Below are 22,340 nucleotides of genomic sequence, written 5' to 3' on the forward strand. Positions count from 1 at the left end.
ATCGCGCGGTGGAACCGTCGCGAAGCTCATCCGTTTCGCTGGAGCTACAGGGGCCTGCCCTTGGTAAGCTGAGCTATGAACGAGCAGATGCGGGTGGCTCAGACCAAGCTGGTGAAGCTGTTGCAGGCTGACCAGGTTACCGCCGGGATGTACGTTCGAGTACATGGCGATCATTTGATCGCTGGGCGGAACGAACGGTCGGGTGCCGATACCACCGCGGACACCGACGATCGCGTCCGCTTCACCAGGCTGGGCACCAACCACTACGGCGTCAGCGTAAAACGCCACACCGGCCGCTGGCAGAAAACCCCTTTCTACGGAACACTCGAGGGAACAGTTGAGGCTGTGTGCTCGGTAATGCAGCACTTAGTCGCAGCAAGCTGACTCTGTATCAGAACTTCAGAGGTGTTGCACTAGTGCTTCGCCGTGACACTATGATGCTATGGCCGACCACGCGCTCCCGCCGCATTCCGGGATCCCCTGTGATCTTTCGCTACGCCTCAAAGGCAGCAGCTGTCTTCCGAATTTCGCAGGGTGGTACGGTTACTCCTCGATCGCGGCCTTCCTGATCGATCCCAGGATCGACGCGATGGGCCAGGAAGAGACCTTGTGACCCATTCTGCCAAGCGCAGAAATATCTTCTGCTCCGAAACTCGGTCCGACTACCTCGACACGATATTTTTGTAAATCGTGCCGCCCTTCATAATGACCAAAAAGTTCTTGTCGGGGTCTGCAACGAGCTTGATATTTACCAAGGGATTACCGTCGACTAGCAGGAGATCGGCGAGTGCGCCCTCTTCCACCACGCCAAGTTTGCCGGGATAAGGATTGATAAAGCCGGACAATGCCATCAACTCGCCGTTGTCGGCGGTAGCCATCTTGAGCGCTTCGGCGGGACTGTACCAGCGGACCATCTTGGCAAGTATGGCCCCCTGGCGGCTGGTGAGCCTTGCATCGAACAGAATGTCGGTACCGAAGGCCGTCTTGATCTTGTATTTCTTTGCGAGTTTGTAGGCGTTATCCGTTCCGGCGAACACCTCCAGCGCTTTCTTTTGGGACACGGGGTTCACTAGCGGAGCCGCATCCTCATCGTCCAGAAACGGCTGCAAGCTCCACCATGTGCCTTTGTCCGCAAGCACCTTCGCCGTAGCTTCATCGATCAGTTGACCGTGTTCGATACATTTGACGCCGGCCGCAACCGCCTGCCGGATCGCACGCGGGGTATACGCGTGTACCGCCACATACGTGCCCCAATTGTCGGCTGCCTCAACCGCGGCACGAATCTCCGGCTCGGTGTACTGGGTCGATTCGATCGGATTGTACGGAGAGGCGACGCCGCCACCGCCCATGAGTTTGATTTGACTCGCGCCCCGTCTCAGCTGCTCTCTCGCCCTGAGCCTGACCTCGTCGGGGCTGTCGGCAATGGCCGCTATGCCCTCCACCTCTGAGTAGCTGAGCGGACCTCCTGGCAACCGCGGCAGCTCGAAGGAGAACCGGAAATCGCCATGTCCTGAGGTTTGGGAGATGAAAGCCCCCGAGGGATAGATGCGCGGACCAATCGTGACACCTTCGTCGATGGCGCGCTTGAGTCCAAACACCGGTCCACCGAGGTCGCGTACTGTCGTAAAACCCCGCATCAGCGTCGCCTCAGCCTGTCGCGCAGCCAGCAGCTGAAGGTAATTCGGATCGGCGGTCATCAGGACCATCTGGGGTGTTGCCGCCATGAACGCATGCCAATGCGCGTCAATAAGGCCCGGCATCAGTACACGCCCATCGGCTGCGATAACCCGGACATTGGCATTCTTATCGACAGTGATCGGGCTTGGGGATATGCGCTCAACGGTATCGCCTCTGACCAGCACATCTGAAGGCGCTGAGAGCGCGGGTCTCCTTCCATCGAAGATGCGAACCCTCTGAAAAAGGGTCGCCTCATTGCTCGACGGGGTGGCGAAAGGTTCCAGACCTGGCGCTTCCAGATCCGCGTCGCCTTGTGCCAGGCTCAGCTGGCAGAGCGCGATCACAGAGGCCGCTGCCAGTATTAGCGGGAGACCCAACACGCGTTTCAACGTTCGAGCCATCGTCACCCTCCATTGTGAATTTTCAAGGTCTTGAGAGTTATGGACTGGCGAGCAGCGCAGAATCCGTGTCGGTCAATATGTCCACGACCGCCTGCATTTGAGCATGTTTCATTCTGAACGAAGTGGTAGGCGCTCGAAACCCCGCAGATTGAATTCGAAGCAATTGTCGTTGAGGTGACGGGCAGGGGGCGCGGGCCAGGAGCGTGAGCCGCCCGCGGAGAAGAAGCGCTCGAAGCTTTACTTCTTGGCTGGGGTGGCGATCGGAGTTGGTTCGACCTTGGCGCGGAAAACGGCTGCCGGTTTGTTGAGCTGGCTGAAAGTGAAATCGCCAATCGAGTAAACCGCGCCGCCCATCGTCGAGGTTGCGTAGTATTCGGTGCGCGGTCCCGCGGCGGCGCCCGGTTCTGACGCGGTTGGCTTGATGGCAATCTTGGAGAGCTTAACCGTGCCCAGCGGCTTTCCATCCTTGCCGCTAAGCGTCACGACGATCGCAGGTTGGTCAAGTCCGAAAGGCACAGGCGAGGGCATCGGGTCGGCGACGATCGAGACACCTTTCAGTTCGCGTAGTTCGTCAAGAAACCGTTCAACTACCGGCACATCGGCAGCCGCGCTGGCGGTACCTTCGACAACCTTCCAGGTTCCGCCGGGCGCGCGTTGGAGGAAAAAATGATCCGCGCCGACTTGGGCATCGACGCTGGTCACCGCAGACGGCTCGAAGCTCAGCACGGTCTTGTCGCGCAGGTCGAACACCGTGCGGTCGAGATTGCTCAGGACCCACTGATGCACGGTGTAGACGGGAGTGCGCTCCCCGCGCCGCACGTAGATACCATCCTTGCCCTGCTCGGTTTGTTTGAAACCGAGCAACAGCGACTCCGAGGCATTGTCCTTTCCGTACACAGTGATCGTCAGGTGGGGCTTTTCGAGACCGTACTGCGAAACACTGGCCGGAGCATCGGCAATGAAATCCGCAACCTTGGCATCGACCAGGGTGCTCAGCAATTGGCGAACCTGGGTGGGATCGGCAAGATAGTTACCGGGCTTGGTGATATGCCACTTATCGCCGTCGCGCGTCACCTCGATGGTCTGCCCGTTGTCCTTGCTGATAGTGAAGCGCGAGATATCATCGACCTTGAACGTCATCAAATCGCGCGAGCGCATCTGATCGACCGTCTTGTTCATCCCGGCGGGGAAAGCCGACGAGGTCAGCATGACCGCCGGTTTGTCGGTCGTTTTGACGTATGCGTTGAACCCCACCGGGGTGGTCTTGCCCACCTCGATGCCGGGTAGCTTCTGCCCGTTATAGGCGGTGACCGTAACGACCGTCGCCGGCTTGGCCAGTCCGAACGGTTCCAGATCGATGGGCTTGTCATCGACGGTCTTGGTAACCACCGCATCCGCGATCGCGCGCGCGAGGTTGTTTGATGCGGTCTGGTCGGCATCGGTGCCAATCGGCTTGACTATCCGCCAATCACCACCCTTGGGGCGCTCGACCATGATCTCACGGTCGGGATATTTCAGGTCGATGCTCGCGATGTCCCCCGGTTCGACGTTCAGAAGCTTCTGGGCGGGCGCTTCTTTGTTGTAGTAGGCGCTGTAGTAGGCATAGGCGCCAACCAGCACTGCGAGAACCAGTACGATAATCGTGTTCCGAAAGCGCATCGCCGATGCAGGTGGAGCTTAGTTGCGGCGTTCCCACCAGACCGCGATTCCGGCGATCAGGAGCAGTTGCGGCAACAGCAGCACGGAAAGCGCGAACACCACGCTGAACTGATCGACGGTCAGCCGGAAGCGTGAGGCGCGCAGCGAGCGCGGACGAATGGAGATGGAGTTTTCCTCACCCGCCAGCCAATCCGCGCTGTTGACGAAGAGATCGCGGTTGAAGAAGTTACTGATGTATTGGTTGTTCACGAAGTCGGTGGAGCCGAACACGACCAGCCGCGCATCACCCGTACCCAATTCAAGCTGGGTGAGATCTCCGTTGATCGCGACCGCGACGTTTATCGGTCCGCGGGTGTCCTTGGCATCGAGCTGCGCTTTCTGCTGCTTGAACAGTGTGTCGAGATCGGTCTCAGCCCACGAAGTATCGCTGGTCTTGGCGAGCGGGGTGACAGTCAAGCCATTTTTCAGGTTCTCCTCGACGGTCAGCGAGCGCGTCAGCGGGAAAACCGTGCGTTGCTTGAAGTTGTGCGTAATCGGATGTTCGCCGTAGTCCTGCACGATGGGGTTAAGTCCCAGCGCCGGGCCCGCGAACAGCCGCACCACCTGATCGACAATAATATCATTGCCGACCCGCACGCCCCACTGCGAAACCAGGTCCTCGAGCGCCTTTTGGTTTACCGACTGGTCTGCGCGCTGGGGACGAAACATCGCCAGAATGCGTCCTTCGCGCTTCAGATAGCCCTGCAGCTGCTCGATCTCGTGCGGCAGGATCGGCTTCACGGGACCGGCAATCACCACCATGGTGGTGTCGTCGGGAACCTTTGCAAGCTGCGCAAGTTCGAGCTTGCGTACCTCGTAGCCCTCGCCCTCGAGATCTTTCCTGAGCTCGCCGAACCCACCAGGGTTCTGGGCATCGTCGGGGTCCGCCTCGCCGTGGCCGTCGAGAAACTGAATTACCTTCTTGGTATTCCGGGTCGCACGGATAATCGCGTTGGTGAGGGCTTCCTCGCCAAGGTCGGTCACGTTGGTACCTTCGCCCGACTCGGCACCGCCCACTTGGATGTGAGTGGTGTTCATTACCGTAACCTTGTAACGCTCGGCGAGTTCGGGATGCTTGTCGGGGTCAACCAGCTGGTAGCTGACCTTGGGCGACATGTAGGCGTAGGTTGCATACAGGTCGCGCGCGGTCTGATTTTCTCCACCCGGGAAAAAGCCGATCAGTTTGATGGGCTGCTTGAGGTTTTTGACCACCTGTTCGGATTGGCTCGAGAGGCTGTAAATTTTCTCGGTGGTCAGATCGAGTCGACGATGGTGAAGGCTGGAGAGGTAGTTGGCGGCGATGATCAGGGCTATGAACCCGACCGAGTAGATGATTGCGTTTGCGCCATAGCGCGTGGAACGTTGTCCGATAAGCGTCCCGATGGCTGCGCCGCTCGAAGTTATCCACAACACCAGCGCAAAAATGCCGGCCACCAGGTTTACCCACACAAAGAAGCGAAACCCCGGCGCGATCAGATGATCGATAATGCCGAAAATCAGCAGTATGAGGCCGATGATTCCGTAGAGCGCCGCCGATCGCCGCATCATGCCCCCCGCTAGCGCCAGCGAGCCGACTCAACCGAGCGCTGGGTGAGAAACAGCGCAACCAGGATGAGGCTCAGGAAGTAGACGAGATCTCTGGTGTCGATGATACCGCTAACCATCTGCGAGAAATGATCCGTGATCGAAAGATAGCGCAGCAGGTCGGAAACCCATCCGGAGCTGCCGGTCTGCGCGGGCCAGGAAATCACGAACAGGATGAGCAGCGCGCCAAAGCAGGTTATCGCTGCGATGATCTGGTTCTGCGTGATCGAGCTGGTGAAGAGGCCGATCGCTACGAAGCACAGCGACAGCAGCGCCAACCCCAGAAAACCCGCGATCATCACACCGACTTCCGGGTTTCCGAAGATGACGAGGATGATGGGAAAGATGCCGGCCAAACCGATCATGATCAACATGAACGCGGCCGCCGCGATAAATTTGCCCGCTACGATTTCGCCGGTGCGGACCGGCGCCGTCAGCAGAAATTCGTAAGTGCCGGTGCGTTTTTCCTCGGCGAAGGAGCGCATGGTGATGGCGGGAACCAGGATCACCAGCACGATTGACAGATTGTGCAGAAGCGGCTCGATGACGCGCTGGTTGAGGTTCATGTGCTCCAGCACCTGGGGATTCTGCATCGCCGCGTACATCTGCAGCACGATCTGGAAATAGCTGAGGAGCTCGAAGAAAAAGAACCCGCCGAGCAGCAGAAACACGGTCAGCACGACATAGGCGACCGGCTGAACGAAATAGGCGGCGAGTTCCTTGCCCGCAATCGTCAACGCGTTTTTCATCGCGCAAGCGCGGAACCCTCAGGCGCGGCCCGCCCCAACCTCCTCCAGCGTTTCCTCGGCGTCCGCCCCGGTGTGCCGATCTTTTGAGATCGCCTCGAGAAAGACCTGTTCGAGCGCGGTTCCCGCCGGAATGTCGGAAAGCTTTTCCTCGAGCACGACCGTTCCATCGGCGATGATCACGACCTTGTCACAAATTTGCGACACCTCGGGCAGGATGTGGGTTGACAGCACCACGGTCCGATCGCCCGACAAGGTTTTGATGAGTCCACGGATTTCGTGAATCTGGCGGGGGTCGAGACCGATGGTTGGCTCGTCGAGCACCAGCACCTGCGGGTCATGAATCAGCGCCTGTGCCAGTCCGACTCGCTGGCGATAGCCTTTGGAAAGCTGACCGCAGATCCGCGAACGCATGTCGGCCAGACCGCAGACTTCGAGTGAGTGTTCGAGTGCCTCGTCGAGTTTCGCGCGCTGTACGCCCCGCAGCCTGGCGACAAAGCGCAGGTAGGGTTCCACGCGCATATCGAGGTAGAGCGGAGGGTTTTCCGGCAGATAACCGATCCTACGCCGCGCCTCGAGCGACTGGGTGAAGATATCGAGATCGTCGACCACCACGGTTCCGGCCGTCGCCGGCATAAACCCGGTGATGATGCGCATCGTGGTGGTCTTGCCCGCGCCGTTGGGGCCTAGGAAACCCAGGATCGAACCCCGTTCGGCTTTGAAGGAGACATCGCGAATGGCGACGAAATTGCCGTAGACTTTGGTTAAATTTTTGACCTCTATCATCAGTCGCCCGCGCCCCAGCCGCCGCTATCAGCGGTTGACTTGTCTCCCAGCCAATATGACGAAGGCTCGAGGCTATGAATTCGACGCGCATCGAGCCGCCAAAAAGTTAAACAACCATGGGACGCAGAGTCAATACGAACACGGAACGCCGAGTGTCCTTTTTTTTATTTTTTCAATCGGAAACCAGACCTCAGCCGCAGCTGCAGACGACTCGCCTGGTGGTCTCTAACTCTAGGTAGCACGCGTTTCGAGGTGGTTAAGAGCGTGCGCTAAAACCGGTGCGCCGGGTCTTCACTCGATTGGGAGTGGTCTCGCGGGACCGGCCGACCAAGCAAAACCCTCCCGTCCGTGAGCATTGGCTCCCAGTCACTTGCCCGGGTGCTGAGAACTCTGCAATGAGCCCCCATGCGACTGACCGGGCCACGCGCCCGCCGGTGACCACCAAGACCAGACGTCGTTCATGCCCGCGTCATGAACGCCCCGAAGCATAGCAGTATGCCGGTGAGGTAAGTGCCAAGCGCGCCAACGAACCGCAGCGGTTGCGGTTTGGCCAGGGTCGGCCCGGCAATCATTCCGATCGCGATGAGATAGCGCGATACGACCGCGACGATCATGGTCCACAAAAGCCAAGTCGCGGGATTGCGGGCGCCGACCAGCAGAAACAGAACCGCCAGCATCGGAGCGTACTCGGCGGTATTGCCGTGCGCCCTGATTAGCCGGTAGAGCGAGTCGGCCGGATCGTTCGACGATCCGGCGACGACGCCGGTTCTTCCCCGCGTCGTCGAGACCGCCACTCCGAGCGCGAACAGGAGCAGCCCAAGCAGGGCCGTACATACGATTGCGACGTGCATCGCTCACCTCCGGTGTCTGTTTGCCGAAGCTTGTATGCTTTGGGCGAGGATAAGTGAACACGGCGAGGAGCTTAGCGCGAACCCGCGTTTTCCTTGGCTGGCTGCATCCGGTAGGTTCAGGCTATGGCGGAGGTGCGGCGTAACCTGGTTCTGGTTGACGGCTCCGGTTACGTCTTCCGCGCTTTCCACGCACTGCCGGAGCTCAACAATTCCCGCGGTCTGCCGGTTAATGCGATCTACGGCTTTATCCGGATGTTGATGAAGCTGCTCAAGGACACGCGCCCCACGCATATCGCAGTCGTATTCGACAGTCCTAAAAAGACCTTTCGCGACGATCTGTTCGGGGACTACAAGAAAAACCGCGTCGCAACGCCGAGCGATCTGCTCAAGCAGATCCCTTACATCCATCGCGCGGTCGACGCCTTCCGCATCAAGACCATCATGCGCGACGGCTACGAAGCCGACGATGTGATCGGCACGCTGGCCACGCGCGCGGCCAAGCAGGGTATCGACGCCGTCATCGTTACTTCCGACAAGGACTTCAAGCAGATCGTGTCACCGCGGATCACCTTGTGGGACACGATGGGCGACAAGCGCACCGGGGTGCGTGAGGTCAAGGACCGCTTTGGGGTGGAGCCGCGCGCGCTGATCGACATCCAGGCTCTCACTGGCGACCCGATCGACAACGTGAAGGGGATTCCCGGTGTCGGGGAGAAGACCGCATCCACGCTCATCCAGAAGTTCGGCGATTTGGACAATCTCTACGCACACCTGGAGGAAGTCCCCGCGTGCGGAATTCGAGGCGGTGCGAAAGTCGCGGCATTACTCAAAGAGCATCGCGCGGATGTCGAACTCGCTCGCCAACTGGTCCAAATACATACCGACATGCCTCTCGACGTGACGCCCGAAAGTTGCAAATGGGGAGGTATCGACGAGCAAGCTGCCACGGAACTCGTCCGCGAGCTGGAATTCACCTCGATGCTGCAGGAGATCCGTCCCAGCCAAGTCGAATTGCCCATGACTGCGCGCAGCGAAACGCCGTTGCGCGCGGCCGAGGCTGGCAAAATTCTGGACGAATTGAGAAACGCTCCGCGCGTTTCGTTGGCGCTGCTAAACAACGGAGGTGCTGCCAGCGGCCTCCAACTTCACGGAGCTGGAAAAACCCATGTTTTGAGCAGGGAGCTTATCCCGGCAGCCGCCCCGCTGCTTACACAGGATAGGCCGCCGAAAGCGTGCCACGACCTTAAGGCCCATTTGCGTCTCCTCGGTGCGCTGGGAATAAAACTCCAAGGGGCGGATTTCGACACCATGCTGGCGGGCTTCTTGATCAACTCGGGGCGCCCGGAACCATCGCTGGACGACCTGTATCACGAACATCTGGCACCGCTGGGTCGTCCCAGCGAATCACTGCCGCAGGCCGAGATCGTCGCGTCGCTGTGCGATGCGCTCGCGCCCAAGCTTGCCGCCCAGGGGCTGGAGAAACTGTTCAAGGAAATCGAGCTGCCGATCGCAGTGATCCTGGCGGAGATGGAGGTGGGCGGAGTTGGCATAGACGCGTCGGCGCTCAAGGGCATCGCCGACGAATTCGGCAAGGAACTGGCGCGGCTCGAGATGGAATGTTACCAGGCGGCGGGCCGCAAGTTTAATCTCAACTCGCCCATCCAGCTGCGCGAGATTCTGTTCACCGAATTGAAACTGCCGGTTAAGGGAATCAAGAAAAGCAAGAGCGGACACTCGACCGATGCGGATACGCTCGAAAAATTGGCGAGCGCCCATCCGCTGCCACGCATGTTGCTGGAATTCCGGGCCCTGGCCAAGCTGAAGTCGACCTACGCGGATGCGCTCGGTCAATTGATCGATCCGGCGACTGGCAGGATCCATACGACCCTTCATCAGGCGATCGCGGCGACCGGCCGGCTGAGCTCAAGCGATCCAAACCTTCAGAATATTCCAACCCGCAGCGAGGCGGGCCGCCGCATCCGGCGGGCGTTCGTGGCACAGACCGATCACGTGCTGCTGTCGGCCGACTATTCGCAGATCGATTTGCGGGTCCTGGCTCATCTGTCGGGCGATCCCACCCTGGTCGAGGCTTTTCAGCGAGGCGAAGACATCCATACGCGGACCGCGATGGAAGTGCTGGGAGTCCCTGCGGGTAAGGTGGACGCCGAGGCGCGCCGGCTCGCAAAGGTCATTAATTTCGGGATCATTTACGGGATGGGAGCTACCCGGCTTGCGGGTGAATTGGGCATTTCGCTCGCCGAGGCCTCGGACTATATCAAGCGGTACTTCGAACGATTGGCGGGGGTAAGCGCGTGGTTCAAGGAAACCCTGGACCGTGCTCGCAAGGATGGCTACGTCACGACGATGTTTGGGCGCAGGCGCTACCTCCCGGAGTTGAATGCTCCTGTGGGTGGGGCGCGGGCACAGGCCGAGCGGATCGCCATCAATACTCCCATTCAGGGCAGCGCGGCCGACCTAATAAAGGTGGCGATGATAGGACTGCATAGACAGATTCAGCAGCGCAAGATCGACGCGGCGATGGTCATGCAGGTCCATGACGAGCTGCTAATCGAGGTAAAAAAGGAAGCCCTGCCAGAGGCGGCCGAGGTCGCAAAACAGGAAATGGAGGGGGTAGCGACTATGCGCGTACCGCTGAAAGTCGAATTGAAATGGGGCAGCAATTGGGCAGAAATGCGCGGTGGTGCGTGAAGTTGGGCCTGAATTTCTCCAGACCCGGCCCCGTCTAATCAAATTGAGAACCCCAGGCCGCCAGGTCGGCGACGAAGCCGAGCTCATCCAACAGGCCAAGAAAGGTAACTCAGAGGCCTTCGGGGTGTTGGTTGAGCGATACCAACGCCGAGTTGCTAACGTTGCCTTCGCGGTCGTACACAATCAGGACGATGCTATCGAACTTGCGCAAGAAACCTTCGTACGAGCGTACGAGAATCTGCAAAAATTCGAATCGCGCTCCAGCTTCTCGACTTGGCTCTATCGAATCGCAGCGAACCTGGCAATCGACTTTTGGCGACGTGAAGGACGTCACGTGCTGCTGCGTGGCGAAGACGCGGAAAATGAACTACAGCGGCTGCCGACCGAAAAGGGTGATTCCTTCAAGGCCGCAAGCCGAAAAGAACTCTCCGGACGCCTCTCGAGGGCGTTGGAGGAGTTGACGCCAGAACATCGCGCAGTGATACTTTTACGCGAAGTGGAAGGGCTGTCCTACGACGAGATCAGCGACGTGCTGCAATGCCCGCGGGGCACGGTCATGAGCCGGCTTCACTACGCGCGTAGCCGCATGCGTGGAATGCTCAAGGATCTCACGAAGGACGGAGGCGGATGAATGGCCGATACCGCGCATGTTTCTCTGATGCTGGGTCCGTTCGAGGACCGCGAGCTTGAACCTCACGAGTACCAGGAAGTCGCATTTCATCTTGCGCGTTGCGAACAGTGCCGCAACGAGCTTGCCGAATACGGCGCGATTGGACGCGAGCTGAGGACGCTGGCAGTCGATTTGCCGCTGGACGGCTTCAAGGACGCGGTGATGCGGCGCATCGACGGTCTGCCGGTACCGCTCAGCGTCCGATTGCGACGCCTGTTCGATAGCATTGGCGGGCTGTTCCCTTCAGGCCTCGGAATGGCGGTGGCCGGCGCGGTCGCGGCGGCGATTACCGTGGTATTGGTGACACCTTACGCGCAAGTCGCGATGCGTCGGGGGGCGCCGATCCACGAAATCGCCAAGTCCGAGCCCGAGCTCGCCGTCCGGCCGGGAGTTGAACCGGCGCACCATGAAATCGGACGTCAATTCGGCGAGGTGGAAGAGGAACCCGAGGCAGTTATTTCGAAGCTTGAGTCGGATATTCCTTCGGTCGCGGTGTGGAACGAGCCGCGAATGAGTACGACGGTCATCTGGCTACCGGATCAGCAGTAGATCGACGATGCCGAATCACTCCCGAATGCTCGTCCTGCTGATCGCCGCGGTTTTTGCAGTCTTGGGTGCCGGAAACGTCGCCGCCCAGCAATCTCACCCACAGATCATCACCCTGCGCGTCTTTTCAGTCCTCGCTGCCGATACAAATCAGGGTGTCGATCCGCAGCTCGGCACGATGGGTCCGCAGCTGCGCAAGATGTTCAACTACACCACCTATGAGCTGGTCAGCGAGCAGAACGGTAGTACCGAGATGGGCAAGGTGATCGAATTCACCATGCCTGGCGGGCGGATTCTCCACATCGAGCCGCAGTCGGTGGATCGAAACATGATCGCCATGGAGGTGCTACTGTTCCAAGGCGAAAAGCCGATGCTGACCACCGATCTCAAGTTGCCCAACAACGGCAATCTAATCGTGGGTGGACCGCACTACGAGCAGGGAGCCCTGATCATAACGATCGGTGCGAACATGGCGCCCGATCTATCCTCTCCCGCTGCGGCGACCACCGCGGCCCCGGTGAAATAAGACCAACAGCTCAGTTCCGCCGGTTCGCGCAGATCTTAACCGCGACCTGAGGCCCGGTTGTCTGACTATCTCGGCGCCATCCTCAGCGCGCCGTCGAGGCGGATAGTCTCTCCGTTGAGCATTGCGTTCTCTACGATGTGCCGCGCGAGCGAAGCATATTCGCGCGGCTGTCCCAGTCGCTGCGGAAACGGAATCTGTGCGCCCAGTGCCTTGCGCGCGGGATCGGGTAGACCGGCAAGCATCGGAGTGTCGAAGGTGCCCGGCGCGATAGTGCAGACGCGGATGCCGACTGACGAGAGGTCACGCGCGATGGGCAGGGTCATGCCCACCACCCCGCCTTTGGAAGCAGAATAGGCCGCCTGCCCTATCTGCCCGTCGAATGCCGCGATTGACGCAGTATTGATGATTACGCCGCGTTCACCGTCGGCATTGGGCTGATTCTTGGCCATCTGCGCCGCCCCCAGCCGTATCACGTTGAAGGTGCCGCTCAGGTTGACCTCGATAACCTTTTTGAAAAGCTCCAGCGAGTGCGGTCCTTCTTTGGTAATGGTGCGCATGGCGCGGCCGATGCCAGCACAGTTGACGGCGATGTGAACAGAGCCGAACTTGGCTACCGTCTTAGTGATCGCGGCGGCGACTTCCTTGTCGGACACCACATCCGCGGCAACGAAGATGCCGTCGAGCGAAGCGGCGACGTTCTGACCCGGAGAGGAGCCGAGATCGAGGACGGCAATTTTTGCACCGAACGCCGCGAGCTCTCGAGCAGTCGCTTCGCCGAGTCCCGAACCGCCACCGGTAACCAGAGCAACCGCATTTTTGAGATCCATAGAAGCCTCGTCGAGTTATTCCTGAATGGAAAAAGCTATGTCCGAGCTGGGCCCGATGCAAGAAACGCCCACAAGCTGGAGTAGCCATCAGACTGGAACGGGCATACGCGCGCTTAGCAGGCGGCGGGCGGCTTCGATGCTCTGGGCCGTTCCGGTGAGGCCAACCACGTCGCCTTCCTTTAGTACTTCGCCACCGTCCGGTACGAGCACCTCGTGGTCGCGCGAGATGGCGATAGCGGCGGCGCCGGTGGCGGCGCGCAGGTCAATCGAAGCTAGAGTTTTGCCGATCGCGGATGCTCCTGCTTCCAGACGTACCGGCGTTATCATGCCGAACCCAGGAATTTCTCCCTGTCGATGGGTGATGGCGCGGTCAGCGGTGAGCGATTCGGCAAGGATACGTTTCAGCACGCCCATCTGCCCGTGCATCCTCTGCATACTCCTGACGATCACGATGCCCATCAGGATGACACCGATGATAACGACCCCGATACCCTCCAGCGGATCCAGAAATGGCTGAAGCACGGCGAGCAAGGGCACAACCACAACCAGCAGCAGGGTTGTGGTTAGCATCGAAATCAGAGCCAGCGCGGGCCCGGTCAGTGCTCCAGTGGTGAGGTCGCGGCTATGTTCCTCGGAGAGCGTCTTCAGAACCAGGATGCGGGCTAGGCGGCGCGCGCCGAGGTACATGGTGGCCGCAAAGGGGGCGCACATCAGCAGAACAAAAAGATCGACCACGATCACGCTTTGACTGAAATCGAGGTGGGTAAGGACGACGACTCGCTGCGTGAGCCCGAGATAGTCGACGTCGTTCGCGATCATGATTGCCCCGATCACGAGGGCACCCCCACCGAGCATCACTATCGGCCACATCACGGCACCGAACGGGACGGCTACCCGCCGAATCCGCTCCATCAGCGAATCGTACATACCCTGCGTCGCTCCCAAGCGGGACGGCACATGGCCCGCGACGAAGCGGGCGACCGGAACCGAAGCCCTGATCATGAAGGGAGTGGTAAAGGTCGTGATGGCCGAGACGGCAACTGCCAGCGTGTAGAGAAAGTCCCGAGTTGCATGGGTCGAGACGCCAAGCCCCGCGATGATGAACGAGAACTCACCGATTTGCGTCAGGCTCATGCCGGCCTGCACGGAAGTGTGAATCCCGACCCCGGAAAGGAGCGAAGCCATGGTCACTCCAAGCAGCTTTCCGAGGATTACCGCCAGCACCAGCACCGTGAGTGCAATCCAATGCTGGGCGAGCAGCACCGGATCGAGCATCATCCCGACTGAGATAAAAAATACCGCGCCGAAAATATCGCGCAGCGGCGTCATCAGATGCTCGATACTCTGCGCTTCGCCTGACTCGGCCACCATCGAACCTGCCAGGAAGGCACCCAGCGCTACCGAGTATCCGGCGTGCTCGGCAAGGATCGACAGAGCAAAGCAGATTCCGATGCTGGCGATCAGAGTGGTTTCCGGCCGGTGCAAGCGAACCACCTGACGGATGGCCCGCGGAACGATCAGCAACCCTCCGCCTACTAGTGCAACCAGGAACAGGCCCAACTTACCCACGGTCACTAACATCATCTGGGCGCTGAGACCGGCTCCAGAAGCCAACCCAGTCAATACCGCCAGCAACATTACGGCAGTCAGATCCTCGGCGAGCAAAACCCCGAAAACCAGGTCACGCAGGTGTTGGCTGATGTTTGCCTGCTCGCCGAACGCCTTCGCAACGATGGTGGTGCTCGAGATGGACAGGGCCGCGCCGATGAAGATGCTTTCCAGCTCGGTCCATCCCATCGCATGCCCGATCACATACCCGGTCCAGACCATCAGACCCACCTGGAGTGCCGTGACAAATCCGGCAGTGGGGCCGAGCCGTATCAGCTTGCGGATACTGAATTCGAGGCCAAGCGCGAACATCAAGAGGATGACGCCAAGTTCGGACATGATGTGGATTCGGTTGGGGTCGGCCAACAGTGGAATGGGAACATGGGGACCCACTATCAGTCCGGCGATCAGGTAACCGACCACAATCGGCTGTTTGATCACATCAAAGAGGACAGTGGTAACCGCTGCGACGCAGAGAACCATGCCAAGGTCTTCAAGGAAGGTATGAGTGACGAGTTGGAAGAGCATCCGAGGTCGCCCAAACGAGGGTCGGACTAAGTTTGCTTGGACAACAGGGATAATGCGAGGCGGCAGTCAGCGGCCGGACGAGCTTGTCGTTCCGGGTTGCAGCTCAGCAAGGATTTTATTTGCAAATCGTCGAACCTCATCATCGGTGCGCCGGGCTCCTCCTCGCTCCGAACGGGACTTTCAGCGTGTTCTGGCTTTATTTCCGGATGCGGCTCAACCTCGAATCGTCGGTTTGGGACCAAGCGGAGTGCAGATCCTTCGCTGGTTACGAGTTAGCGACACGGGGGAGGACTTTGCTCCAGAACAGCTCGATGGTTTTCATCAGGCGCTCGTGGGGCAGAAGCCCGTTGTACATCCATGCGAAAATCCATCGGACGGGCAGCCGCTTCATAAAGGACTCGATCTGGCGGGTAACGGTGTCGACAGTGCCCACAAACGCAAGGCCGTCCTTCCACAGATCGGCGCGCTCCTTGGTTTTGGGATCTTCCATTCCCGCGGAAAAGCCAAAGGGCTCGAACCATTCATGCCCGCAGAAGTAGCCGCTCTCGTGCCAGATCGCGAGCGCCTCGTCGTCGCTATCCGCGATGATCACATCCCTGAGTACCCCCATCCCCTCGCCTATCGGATTGTGCGACACGTCTGCGTAGAGCCTGCACAGCTGGGTCTCATAGTTGGGATGCAGTGGGGGAAGAATCGCGGTGACCCCTTCCTGCGCGCACCATCGAATGCTGCGCTCGGAAGACGCGAAAGGCTGGAACAACGGCGGGTGTGGCTTTTGCACGGGTTTGGGTACCACCGCGACCGAACGAACTACACCGTTCTCGACGCCGCCGCCCCATTTTTTGGTGGCCTCGAGAGTCCAGGGTGTATCGCCGGCGGGCACGCGCCAGTACTTGCCATTGTACGTCAGGAAATCATCGGTCCAGGCTTTTTTGATGATGCGGAAGCATTCCTCGAAGGCAGCCCGGTTGGCCGCATCGATCTCATCGTGCTGATGTGGCAATGCGCCGTGAATCCCGTGAGTCTGCTGTGCCATGACGTCGACCCAGCGCCGTTGATATCCGCGCGCGAAGCCGGCGTTGGCCCGCCCGCCCGACATGTGATCGAGCATCGCGATATCCTCGGCCACCCGAATCGGATTTTGCGACGGCAGCACGATTCCCAATTGGCCGACGCGCAGGCGTTTGGTCTGCATCGCGATGTAGAGGTCGAGCAGAACCGGATTGTTGGAAAGCTCGAAACCCTCGACATGGAAGTGATGCTCGGTGAAGCTTATCGAGTCATAACCGAGGTCGTCAGCCAGCCGCGCCTGCGCAGAGATCTCCCGAAGCATTCGGTCATAGGCAGCGCCGTCGAGCCCGACCTTGCCTTTTTCGATCTGCGTCTTGTCTCCAACCGTGGGCAAATAAAAGAGTGATACTTTCATGCTTCCCTCAACAAGTGTGCCACCCGTGCATGTCGGCGACTGTAGAACCATCATCGTCGACACGGCAAGCCACATCGCTTCCGCTGCCGGCGCGGAGTCTGGGGTGGTATGAGCCAGAACGCTGCCGCTACCACGATGGTGAACCCGGCGTAGAGAGCGACGAAGACCCATGGCGGCCAAGCGAAGAAAATGAGGCGATGCACCCAGTACCCGATGAAGTCAGCCGGATAACCAGCCTGGCCGGCGCGTACGCGTAGAGTATTTTCCAGCCACGTGAGCGGACAGATCATTCCAAGTAAGGCTTCCGCCAGAACCAGACTGATCGCAGCCAGATGAAGGATGCGAAACCAGAAATTCCGGACCCATTTAGCCTCGAGAACGGCGCCGGCCAGAATCGCGATGAAGCCGAATACTACAAAGGCGACATACGCCGCGTGAGAGAGAACGACCGCATCCGCCAACAAGCGCCAGCGCATGGTTAGCGATCATGGCTCCCTTCCGGACCGCCGGAGCAAGGTCTTTGCAGGCTGGAACGGGAGGGAGTTATAGTACCCGTTCGTTTCGCGGAATCTGGCAGCGGAGGCAGAACGCTGGATGCGGCTAACTGATAAGGTAGCGCTCATCACCGGCGCGGGCTCCGGCATCGGGGAGGCAACCGCCAAGACCTTCGCTCGTGAAGGCGCGCGCGTAGTTATCGCCGATCTCAACGATGATGGCGGGCGGCGCGTCGCGGGCGAGATTCGCAGAGCCGGCGGCACGGCGGAATTTCATCATGCCGACGTGGGCGTGCATGCTGAAATCGAAAAGATGGTGCAGTTCACCGTCGATTCCTTCGGGCGTCTCGACATCCTGCACAACAACGCAATCTTCACGACCGTCGGACACGTCGGTGAGATAAGCATCGAAGGATGGCAGAAAACGGTCGATGTCGGCCTTACCGCATACTGGTACGCGACCAAGTGCGCGATCGAGGTGATGTTGCCGCGCAAGCGCGGCGCGATCGTTAACACCGCATCGGTGTCGGGACTGGCCGGCGATTACACGCTGGGGGCCTACAACGCGGTCAAGCACGGGGTAGTCGGCCTGACCAAATCGACCGCCATCGAGTACGCGCGCAAGGGGATTCGTTGCAACGCGGTATGCCCCGGCCCGATCGGCACCCCGCCGCTGCTGCGCATGGAGGACTCGCGCCCCGACGTGATTGGGCGCATTCGGGAAGCAATTCCTATGGGGCGGCTCGGCGAGCCGCAGGAGATCGCCAACGTCGTCCTGTTCCTGGCATCCGATGAGGCATCCTTCGTAACGGGATCCTTCTACGTGGCTGACGGCGGGCTGTGGGCGCATTCCGGAATGCCGAGCCTCTCGGGCCAAGGTCCCGAATGGTAATCGCTCTCTAACCAGGAGGTCGCAATCCATGTCTCAACAACAACTTCAAGCGCTCGTTCAAATGTTGAAGGCGCAGCCGATGAATCCCGGCGCGTCGATTGAGGAGACCCGCGCGGGCTTCGAGCAGATGGCCAGCATGTTCCCGGTCGAGGCCGACGTGAAGTCAGAGCCGGTTAGTGCCGGTGGCGTCAAGTCCGAATGGATCGCCGCGCCCGGCGCAGACGGCGGCCGCGCGATCCTGTATCTCCACGGCGGCGGCTATGTAATCGGATCAATCAACACGCATCGAGCGCTGGCGGGCAGGCTCTCGCGCGCCGCGAAAGCACGCGTGCTGGTGATTGACTATCGCCTTGCCCCGGAACATCCGCATCCGGCCGCGGTCGAGGATGCGGTGGCCGCATATCGATGGATGTTGCAGCAGGGCTTGCAGGCCTCACGGATCGCGGTATCCGGTGATTCTGCCGGTGGAGGACTGACGGTTGCGACGCTGGTCGCGATTCGAGATGCGAACTTGCCGATGCCAGCAGCAGGGGCGCCGATGTCGCCGTGGGTCGACATGGAGGCGATAGGCGATTCGATGACCTCGAAGTCCGCTGCCGACCCGCTCGTGCAGAAGGAAGGCCTTCTGAACATGGCCAAAGCTTATCTCGGCGGCAAACATCCGCGCACTCCGCTTGCGGCACCGCTCTATGCAGACCTGTCAGGTCTGCCGGCGCTGCTCATTCAGGTTGGCACCGCCGAGACTCTACTCGACGATGCATCGAGGCTCGCCGAGCGCGCCAAGAAGGCGGGCGTCAATGTGACCTACGAGCCGTGGGAAAACATGATCCACGTGTGGCAACTCTTCGCGCCCATGCTCGACGAAGGCAAGCAGGCGATCGAACGCATCGGCGCGTTTGTTCAGAAGCATACGTGACCGGCAATCGCCAGCCGAATAAGCCCTCGCCAGGCGGACGGTGAAGTGGACGCTTGAAACCCCTTCCCTCCCCTAGCGCGCGAAGCTGATGGCCTCCGCCGGCGATCGTATCGCCGCGCTCGATTGGGATCAGATCGAAAGCGATCTGAACGAGCGCGGCTTTGCGCAGACCGGACCACTGCTGCATGCCGACCAGTGCGCAAGCCTGATAGCGCTCTACGACGATCGCGACCGTTTTCGCAGCCGCATCGTGATGGCCCGGCTCGGATATGGGGTCGGAGAATATAAATATTTTACGCAGCCTCTGCCCGCGCTGGTGGCGGAACTGAGAACGGCGCTTTATCGGCGGCTTGCGCCGATTGCGAACCGGTGGTCGAAACTGCTTGGGGGCGGGCATGAATTCCCAAGATCGGTCGGAGAGTATCTGAAGGCCTGCCACGCGGCCGGGCAAAGCCGGCCGACACCCTTACTGCTTCGCTACCAGGCGGGCGGCTACAACTGCCTTCACCAGGACCTCTATGGTGAGTTGGCGTTTCCGCTTCAATTCACTTGCCTGCTGAGTCAACGAGGCAGCGATTATGAAGGCGGGGAATCGCTGCTCGTCGAGCAGCGCCCCCGTGCCCAATCGCGCGGGGAGGCGATCGTGTTGGATCGCGGAGCTGCGCTGATCTTTCCCAATCGCTATCGTCCGGTTGCGGGAGCGCGCGGGCATTACCGAGTCAGCGTGCGGCATGGGGTGAGTACCGTACGGAGGGGGGAGCGGTACGCGCTAGGGATCATTTTTCACGATGCCAAGTGAAAGGAACCGGCGCTCCGCGCCATCTTGAGACCGCAGGCTCAAGTCCGCGGACGTTTCTAACCAAGAACCTGGTCGGCTAGTCGTTGATACGATTGATGCCGTCGAGGGCTGCGTTCTTGTAGCACTCGGCGAGGGTCGGGTAGTTGAAAACGGTGTTGATGAAGTAGTCGAGGGTGCCCTTCAACGAAAGTACCGCCTGTCCGATATGGACCAACTCGGTTGCGCCGTCGCCGATGATGTGCACGCCAAGCAATTCGTGGGTCTCGCGATGGAAGATGAGTTTGAGGACTCCAATCTGATCGCCGATGATCTTGCCACGTACGACTTCTCGGTAATGCGCCTTGCCGATCTCGTAGGGGATGCCGTTTTCTGTCAGTTCCTCTTCGGTGCGACCCACGAAGGAGATTTCCGGAATCGTGTAGATGCCGTACGGAAACAGCTCGGGTGAGTAGGTAGCGGGAACGCCGAATGCGTTGCACGCGGCAATACGGCCCTGCTCCTTGGAGGTAGAGGCCAGGCTGGGGAACCCGATGACGTCGCCGGCGGCATAGATGTGATCAACTTCGGTTTGGTAGTAAGCGCGGGTCTTGATGCGTCCTCGGGAGTCAGCCGAAATACCGGCCGAGGCGAGATTGAGGTCTTTGGTCGCGCTGTTGCGGCCGGTGCTGGTCAGAACCTTGTCGGTGATGAGTTGCTTTCCGCTCGCGAGACAGGTGCGCACGCGCCGGATGCCCGCCTCTTCGAAGGGCTCCACTGAAGACACTTCCTCGCCCAGCCGCAAGGTCATCCTGCGCTCACGCAAATGATACGCGAGCGTCTCAACAATCTCGGCATCGACGAAGCCGAGCAGCCGGGGCCGCATGTCCACCAGCGTGACCCGCACTCCGAGCGCCGCGAACATGCTGGCATACTCGCACCCGATGACACCGGCGCCGATAACCGCCAGCGTGCGCGGGAGTTCGTCGAGCTGCAAAATGTCGTCGCTACAGAAAACATCGCGCCCATCAATTGGCATCCGCGGGTCGCGGATCGACTCGGTCCCGACCGCGATCACGACTTTATCGGCGGTGACGTTTGCCTGAGAGCCATCGGCGCGTTGCAGGCGCAGGGTGTGCGGGTCTGCAAAGCTTGCCACGGCGTTCACCACCGCGACATGGTTGCGCAGCAGCTGGTCGCGCATCACGTCGATTTCTGCGTGTACCACCGGCTCAACCCTGAACAGCAGATCCTGAAAGGTGATTTGTTCCTTGACCCGGTAGGATTCGCCGTAAACCGCACGCTCCCGATAGCCGGACAAATACAAGATGGCTTCGCGGATGGTCTTGCTAGGGACGGTGCCGAGGTTGACGCAGACGCCGCCTACGATGGGCTTGCGTTCAACCACGAGCACCCGCTTGCGGAGCTTGGCGCCCTGAATTGCGGCGTGATGACCGGCGGGACCGGAGCCTATCACGGCTAGGTCGTAGTCGTATTGCACCATGGCGAAGTGTCGCCGCGTCCCCGTGACGAGGCTACCGAGGCACAGGTTATCAATCAATTGTTGCGACGCCATGACCGTCGCAGCACAGAAGACTTAGCAAACCAGACACCAAATTAGGAAAGGATGGATGGCCGAAGCCCCGCTCGGTGTCTTGTGCTACCGGTTAGTCGATTGACCTCTGTTTCAGCCGCGGATTTCGCAAAAACTAGATTTCGGAGACCCATCCGATACCGCTCATCGAAACGCGAGCGCTGACGTCTTCGCCACAAAGACAGCCTCAAGGCGGAAATAACCTCAGCTCATCGATACTTCCTCGACTAGCAGAATTACGCAGTTCGGAAAGTCCAGAAATTTCAGTTCGTCGGGATGAATTTCACTCAGGTAGCAGGGATCGCTGATCGCCCGGTGCAGGTCGTCCAAGCTGTCGAACCACAGTTCCGCTATGCCATCGAATGCGGGCCCGCCGTCCACGCCGGGAACCAGCTGCGCATCGATGGCGTGCGATTGGACGTATTTGCGCACGTGGCGGGCGAATCCATGGACGCCCATCACAAGAGGTGCGTGGACGTTGCGCCAATAGGAATGAAACTCTTGCGCGCTCATGCCCGGCTTACGCCTGAGCATGCCCATCAGTTTGACCATCCCCTTGGCTCCGCTAATGGCCGCGCAGGCGGCGATAGCGTTTGATCAGCGCGTTGGTCGAGCTGTCGTGCCTTAGGTCGGGTTCGCTCTGGCTCTCCAGTTCCGGAATGATCCGTTTTGCCAGCACTTTACCCAACTCGACGCCCCATTGATCGAACGAGTCGATGTTCCAGATGGTGCCCTGCGTGAAGACGCTATGCTCGTAGAGGGCGACAAGCTTCCCGAGCGCCTCCGGCGTGAGTCGGTCGGCAAGGATGGTGTTCGACGGGCGGTTGCCCTCGAAGACCCGGTGGGGCACGAGCCGATCCGGAGTGCCCTCGGCCTTGACCTGCTCGGGCGTCTTGCCGAAGGCCAGCGCCTCGGTCTGGGCGAATACGTTCGCCAGGAGCAAGTCGTGGTGCCGGCCGAGGGCGTTGAGCGGTTCGCCGAACGCGATGAAGTCACAATGGATGAGCTTGGTCCCCTGATTGGCCTGCTCCCCAAAAACTGGTCCACCTGAAATGGGAGTCCCTCGGTAGAGTGTGCCAAGGAGGG

General features: G+C 60.0%; 22 protein-coding genes. 9 read left to right on the top strand and 13 right to left on the bottom strand.

Going from position 1 to position 22,340, the window contains the following annotated elements:
• The first annotated feature begins 75 nt into the window (after positions 1–75).
• Together VGI36_08905 and VGI36_08910 are read left to right on the top strand one after the other, a co-directional pair.
• Positions 76–384: a hypothetical protein gene (locus tag VGI36_08905; protein ID HEY2485256.1), complete on the top strand. Its 309-nt coding sequence runs from the start codon at positions 76–78 to the stop codon at positions 382–384.
• 58 nt (positions 385–442) lie between these two features.
• A complete protein-coding gene (locus VGI36_08910) occupies positions 443–613 on the top strand; it encodes a hypothetical protein (protein HEY2485257.1) in 171 nt (56 codons plus the stop codon).
• Between the two features lie 49 nt (positions 614–662).
• Here VGI36_08910 and VGI36_08915 read toward each other — a convergent pair whose 3' ends face one another.
• The 6 genes from VGI36_08915 to VGI36_08940 all read right to left on the bottom strand — a co-directional run bounded on the left by VGI36_08915 (position 663) and on the right by VGI36_08940 (position 7,743).
• Entirely contained in the window at positions 663–2,078 is a 1,416-nt protein-coding gene (locus tag VGI36_08915) for an amidohydrolase family protein (GenBank protein HEY2485258.1), read from the bottom strand.
• A gap of 237 nt (positions 2,079–2,315) precedes the next feature.
• On the bottom strand, positions 2,316–3,737 hold the full coding sequence (locus VGI36_08920; GenBank protein HEY2485259.1) for a DUF4340 domain-containing protein: 1,422 nt from the start codon (positions 3,735–3,737) through the stop codon (positions 2,316–2,318).
• 18 nt (positions 3,738–3,755) lie between these two features.
• Positions 3,756–5,324 carry a GldG family protein gene (locus VGI36_08925; GenBank protein ID HEY2485260.1) on the bottom strand — a complete coding sequence of 523 codons (1,569 nt, stop codon included), beginning with the start codon at positions 5,322–5,324 and terminating at the stop codon, positions 3,756–3,758.
• Positions 5,325–5,332: 8 nt separating this feature from the next.
• Entirely contained in the window at positions 5,333–6,109 is a 777-nt protein-coding gene (locus VGI36_08930) for an ABC transporter permease subunit (protein HEY2485261.1), read from the bottom strand.
• A gap of 18 nt (positions 6,110–6,127) precedes the next feature.
• A complete protein-coding gene (locus VGI36_08935) occupies positions 6,128–6,892 on the bottom strand; it encodes an ATP-binding cassette domain-containing protein (GenBank protein HEY2485262.1) in 765 nt (254 codons plus the stop codon).
• 458 nt (positions 6,893–7,350) lie between these two features.
• Entirely contained in the window at positions 7,351–7,743 is a 393-nt protein-coding gene (locus tag VGI36_08940; protein ID HEY2485263.1) for an MAPEG family protein, read from the bottom strand.
• A 123-nt stretch (positions 7,744–7,866) separates the two neighbouring features.
• Here VGI36_08940 and polA point away from each other — a divergent pair, with 123 nt between their 5' ends.
• From polA to VGI36_08960, 4 genes are read left to right on the top strand one after another with little or no spacing between them, the layout of a single operon-like run.
• A complete protein-coding gene (gene polA / locus VGI36_08945; GenBank protein ID HEY2485264.1) occupies positions 7,867–10,452 on the top strand; it encodes a DNA polymerase I in 2,586 nt (861 codons plus the stop codon).
• Positions 10,442–11,083: a sigma-70 family RNA polymerase sigma factor gene (locus VGI36_08950; GenBank protein HEY2485265.1), complete on the top strand. Its 642-nt coding sequence runs from the start codon at positions 10,442–10,444 to the stop codon at positions 11,081–11,083. Before polA ends, VGI36_08950 begins: the two co-directional genes overlap by 11 nt.
• Positions 11,084–11,671 carry a hypothetical protein gene (locus tag VGI36_08955; protein HEY2485266.1) on the top strand — a complete coding sequence of 196 codons (588 nt, stop codon included), beginning with the start codon at positions 11,084–11,086 and terminating at the stop codon, positions 11,669–11,671. It begins immediately after the preceding gene.
• Positions 11,672–11,678: 7 nt separating this feature from the next.
• Positions 11,679–12,194 carry a hypothetical protein gene (locus tag VGI36_08960; protein HEY2485267.1) on the top strand — a complete coding sequence of 172 codons (516 nt, stop codon included), beginning with the start codon at positions 11,679–11,681 and terminating at the stop codon, positions 12,192–12,194.
• A gap of 65 nt (positions 12,195–12,259) precedes the next feature.
• On the opposite strand, the gene VGI36_08965 is transcribed toward VGI36_08960, so the two are convergent.
• From VGI36_08965 to VGI36_08980, 4 genes are all read right to left on the bottom strand, one after another.
• Positions 12,260–13,021, bottom strand: coding sequence for a 3-hydroxyacyl-CoA dehydrogenase (locus VGI36_08965; GenBank protein HEY2485268.1), 762 nt, complete (start codon positions 13,019–13,021; stop codon positions 12,260–12,262).
• Positions 13,022–13,108: 87 nt separating this feature from the next.
• Entirely contained in the window at positions 13,109–15,157 is a 2,049-nt protein-coding gene (locus VGI36_08970; GenBank protein ID HEY2485269.1) for a cation:proton antiporter, read from the bottom strand.
• Between the two features lie 265 nt (positions 15,158–15,422).
• Complete coding sequence (locus VGI36_08975) at positions 15,423–16,583, bottom strand: LLM class flavin-dependent oxidoreductase (protein HEY2485270.1); 1,161 nt, start codon at positions 16,581–16,583, stop codon at positions 15,423–15,425.
• Between the two features lie 50 nt (positions 16,584–16,633).
• Positions 16,634–17,059: a DUF2784 domain-containing protein gene (locus VGI36_08980; GenBank protein ID HEY2485271.1), complete on the bottom strand. Its 426-nt coding sequence runs from the start codon at positions 17,057–17,059 to the stop codon at positions 16,634–16,636.
• Between the two features lie 118 nt (positions 17,060–17,177).
• Between VGI36_08980 and VGI36_08985 the strand changes: the two genes are divergently transcribed.
• The 3 genes from VGI36_08985 (at position 17,178) to VGI36_08995 (ending at position 19,684) form a co-directional block, all read left to right on the top strand.
• Positions 17,178–17,969, top strand: coding sequence for a glucose 1-dehydrogenase (locus VGI36_08985; GenBank protein ID HEY2485272.1), 792 nt, complete (start codon positions 17,178–17,180; stop codon positions 17,967–17,969).
• Between the two features lie 28 nt (positions 17,970–17,997).
• Complete coding sequence (locus tag VGI36_08990) at positions 17,998–18,885, top strand: alpha/beta hydrolase (GenBank protein ID HEY2485273.1); 888 nt, start codon at positions 17,998–18,000, stop codon at positions 18,883–18,885.
• A gap of 88 nt (positions 18,886–18,973) precedes the next feature.
• Positions 18,974–19,684 (top strand): 2OG-Fe(II) oxygenase, encoded by a 711-nt coding sequence (locus tag VGI36_08995; GenBank protein HEY2485274.1) that lies wholly within the window; start codon positions 18,974–18,976, stop codon positions 19,682–19,684.
• A 76-nt stretch (positions 19,685–19,760) separates the two neighbouring features.
• On the opposite strand, the gene sthA is transcribed toward VGI36_08995, so the two are convergent.
• The 3 genes from sthA to VGI36_09010 all read right to left on the bottom strand — a co-directional run.
• Positions 19,761–21,236 (bottom strand): Si-specific NAD(P)(+) transhydrogenase, encoded by a 1,476-nt coding sequence (sthA, locus tag VGI36_09000; protein HEY2485275.1) that lies wholly within the window; start codon positions 21,234–21,236, stop codon positions 19,761–19,763.
• Positions 21,237–21,458: 222 nt separating this feature from the next.
• Entirely contained in the window at positions 21,459–21,806 is a 348-nt protein-coding gene (locus VGI36_09005; GenBank protein ID HEY2485276.1) for an EthD domain-containing protein, read from the bottom strand.
• 13 nt (positions 21,807–21,819) lie between these two features.
• On the bottom strand, positions 21,820–22,340 hold a 521-nt coding region (locus VGI36_09010; protein HEY2485277.1), incomplete at its 5' end, for a hypothetical protein.

The sequence above is a fragment of the Candidatus Binataceae bacterium genome, assembly GCA_036495685.1.
Classification (GTDB): Bacteria; Desulfobacterota; Binatia; order Binatales; family Binataceae; genus JAFAHS01.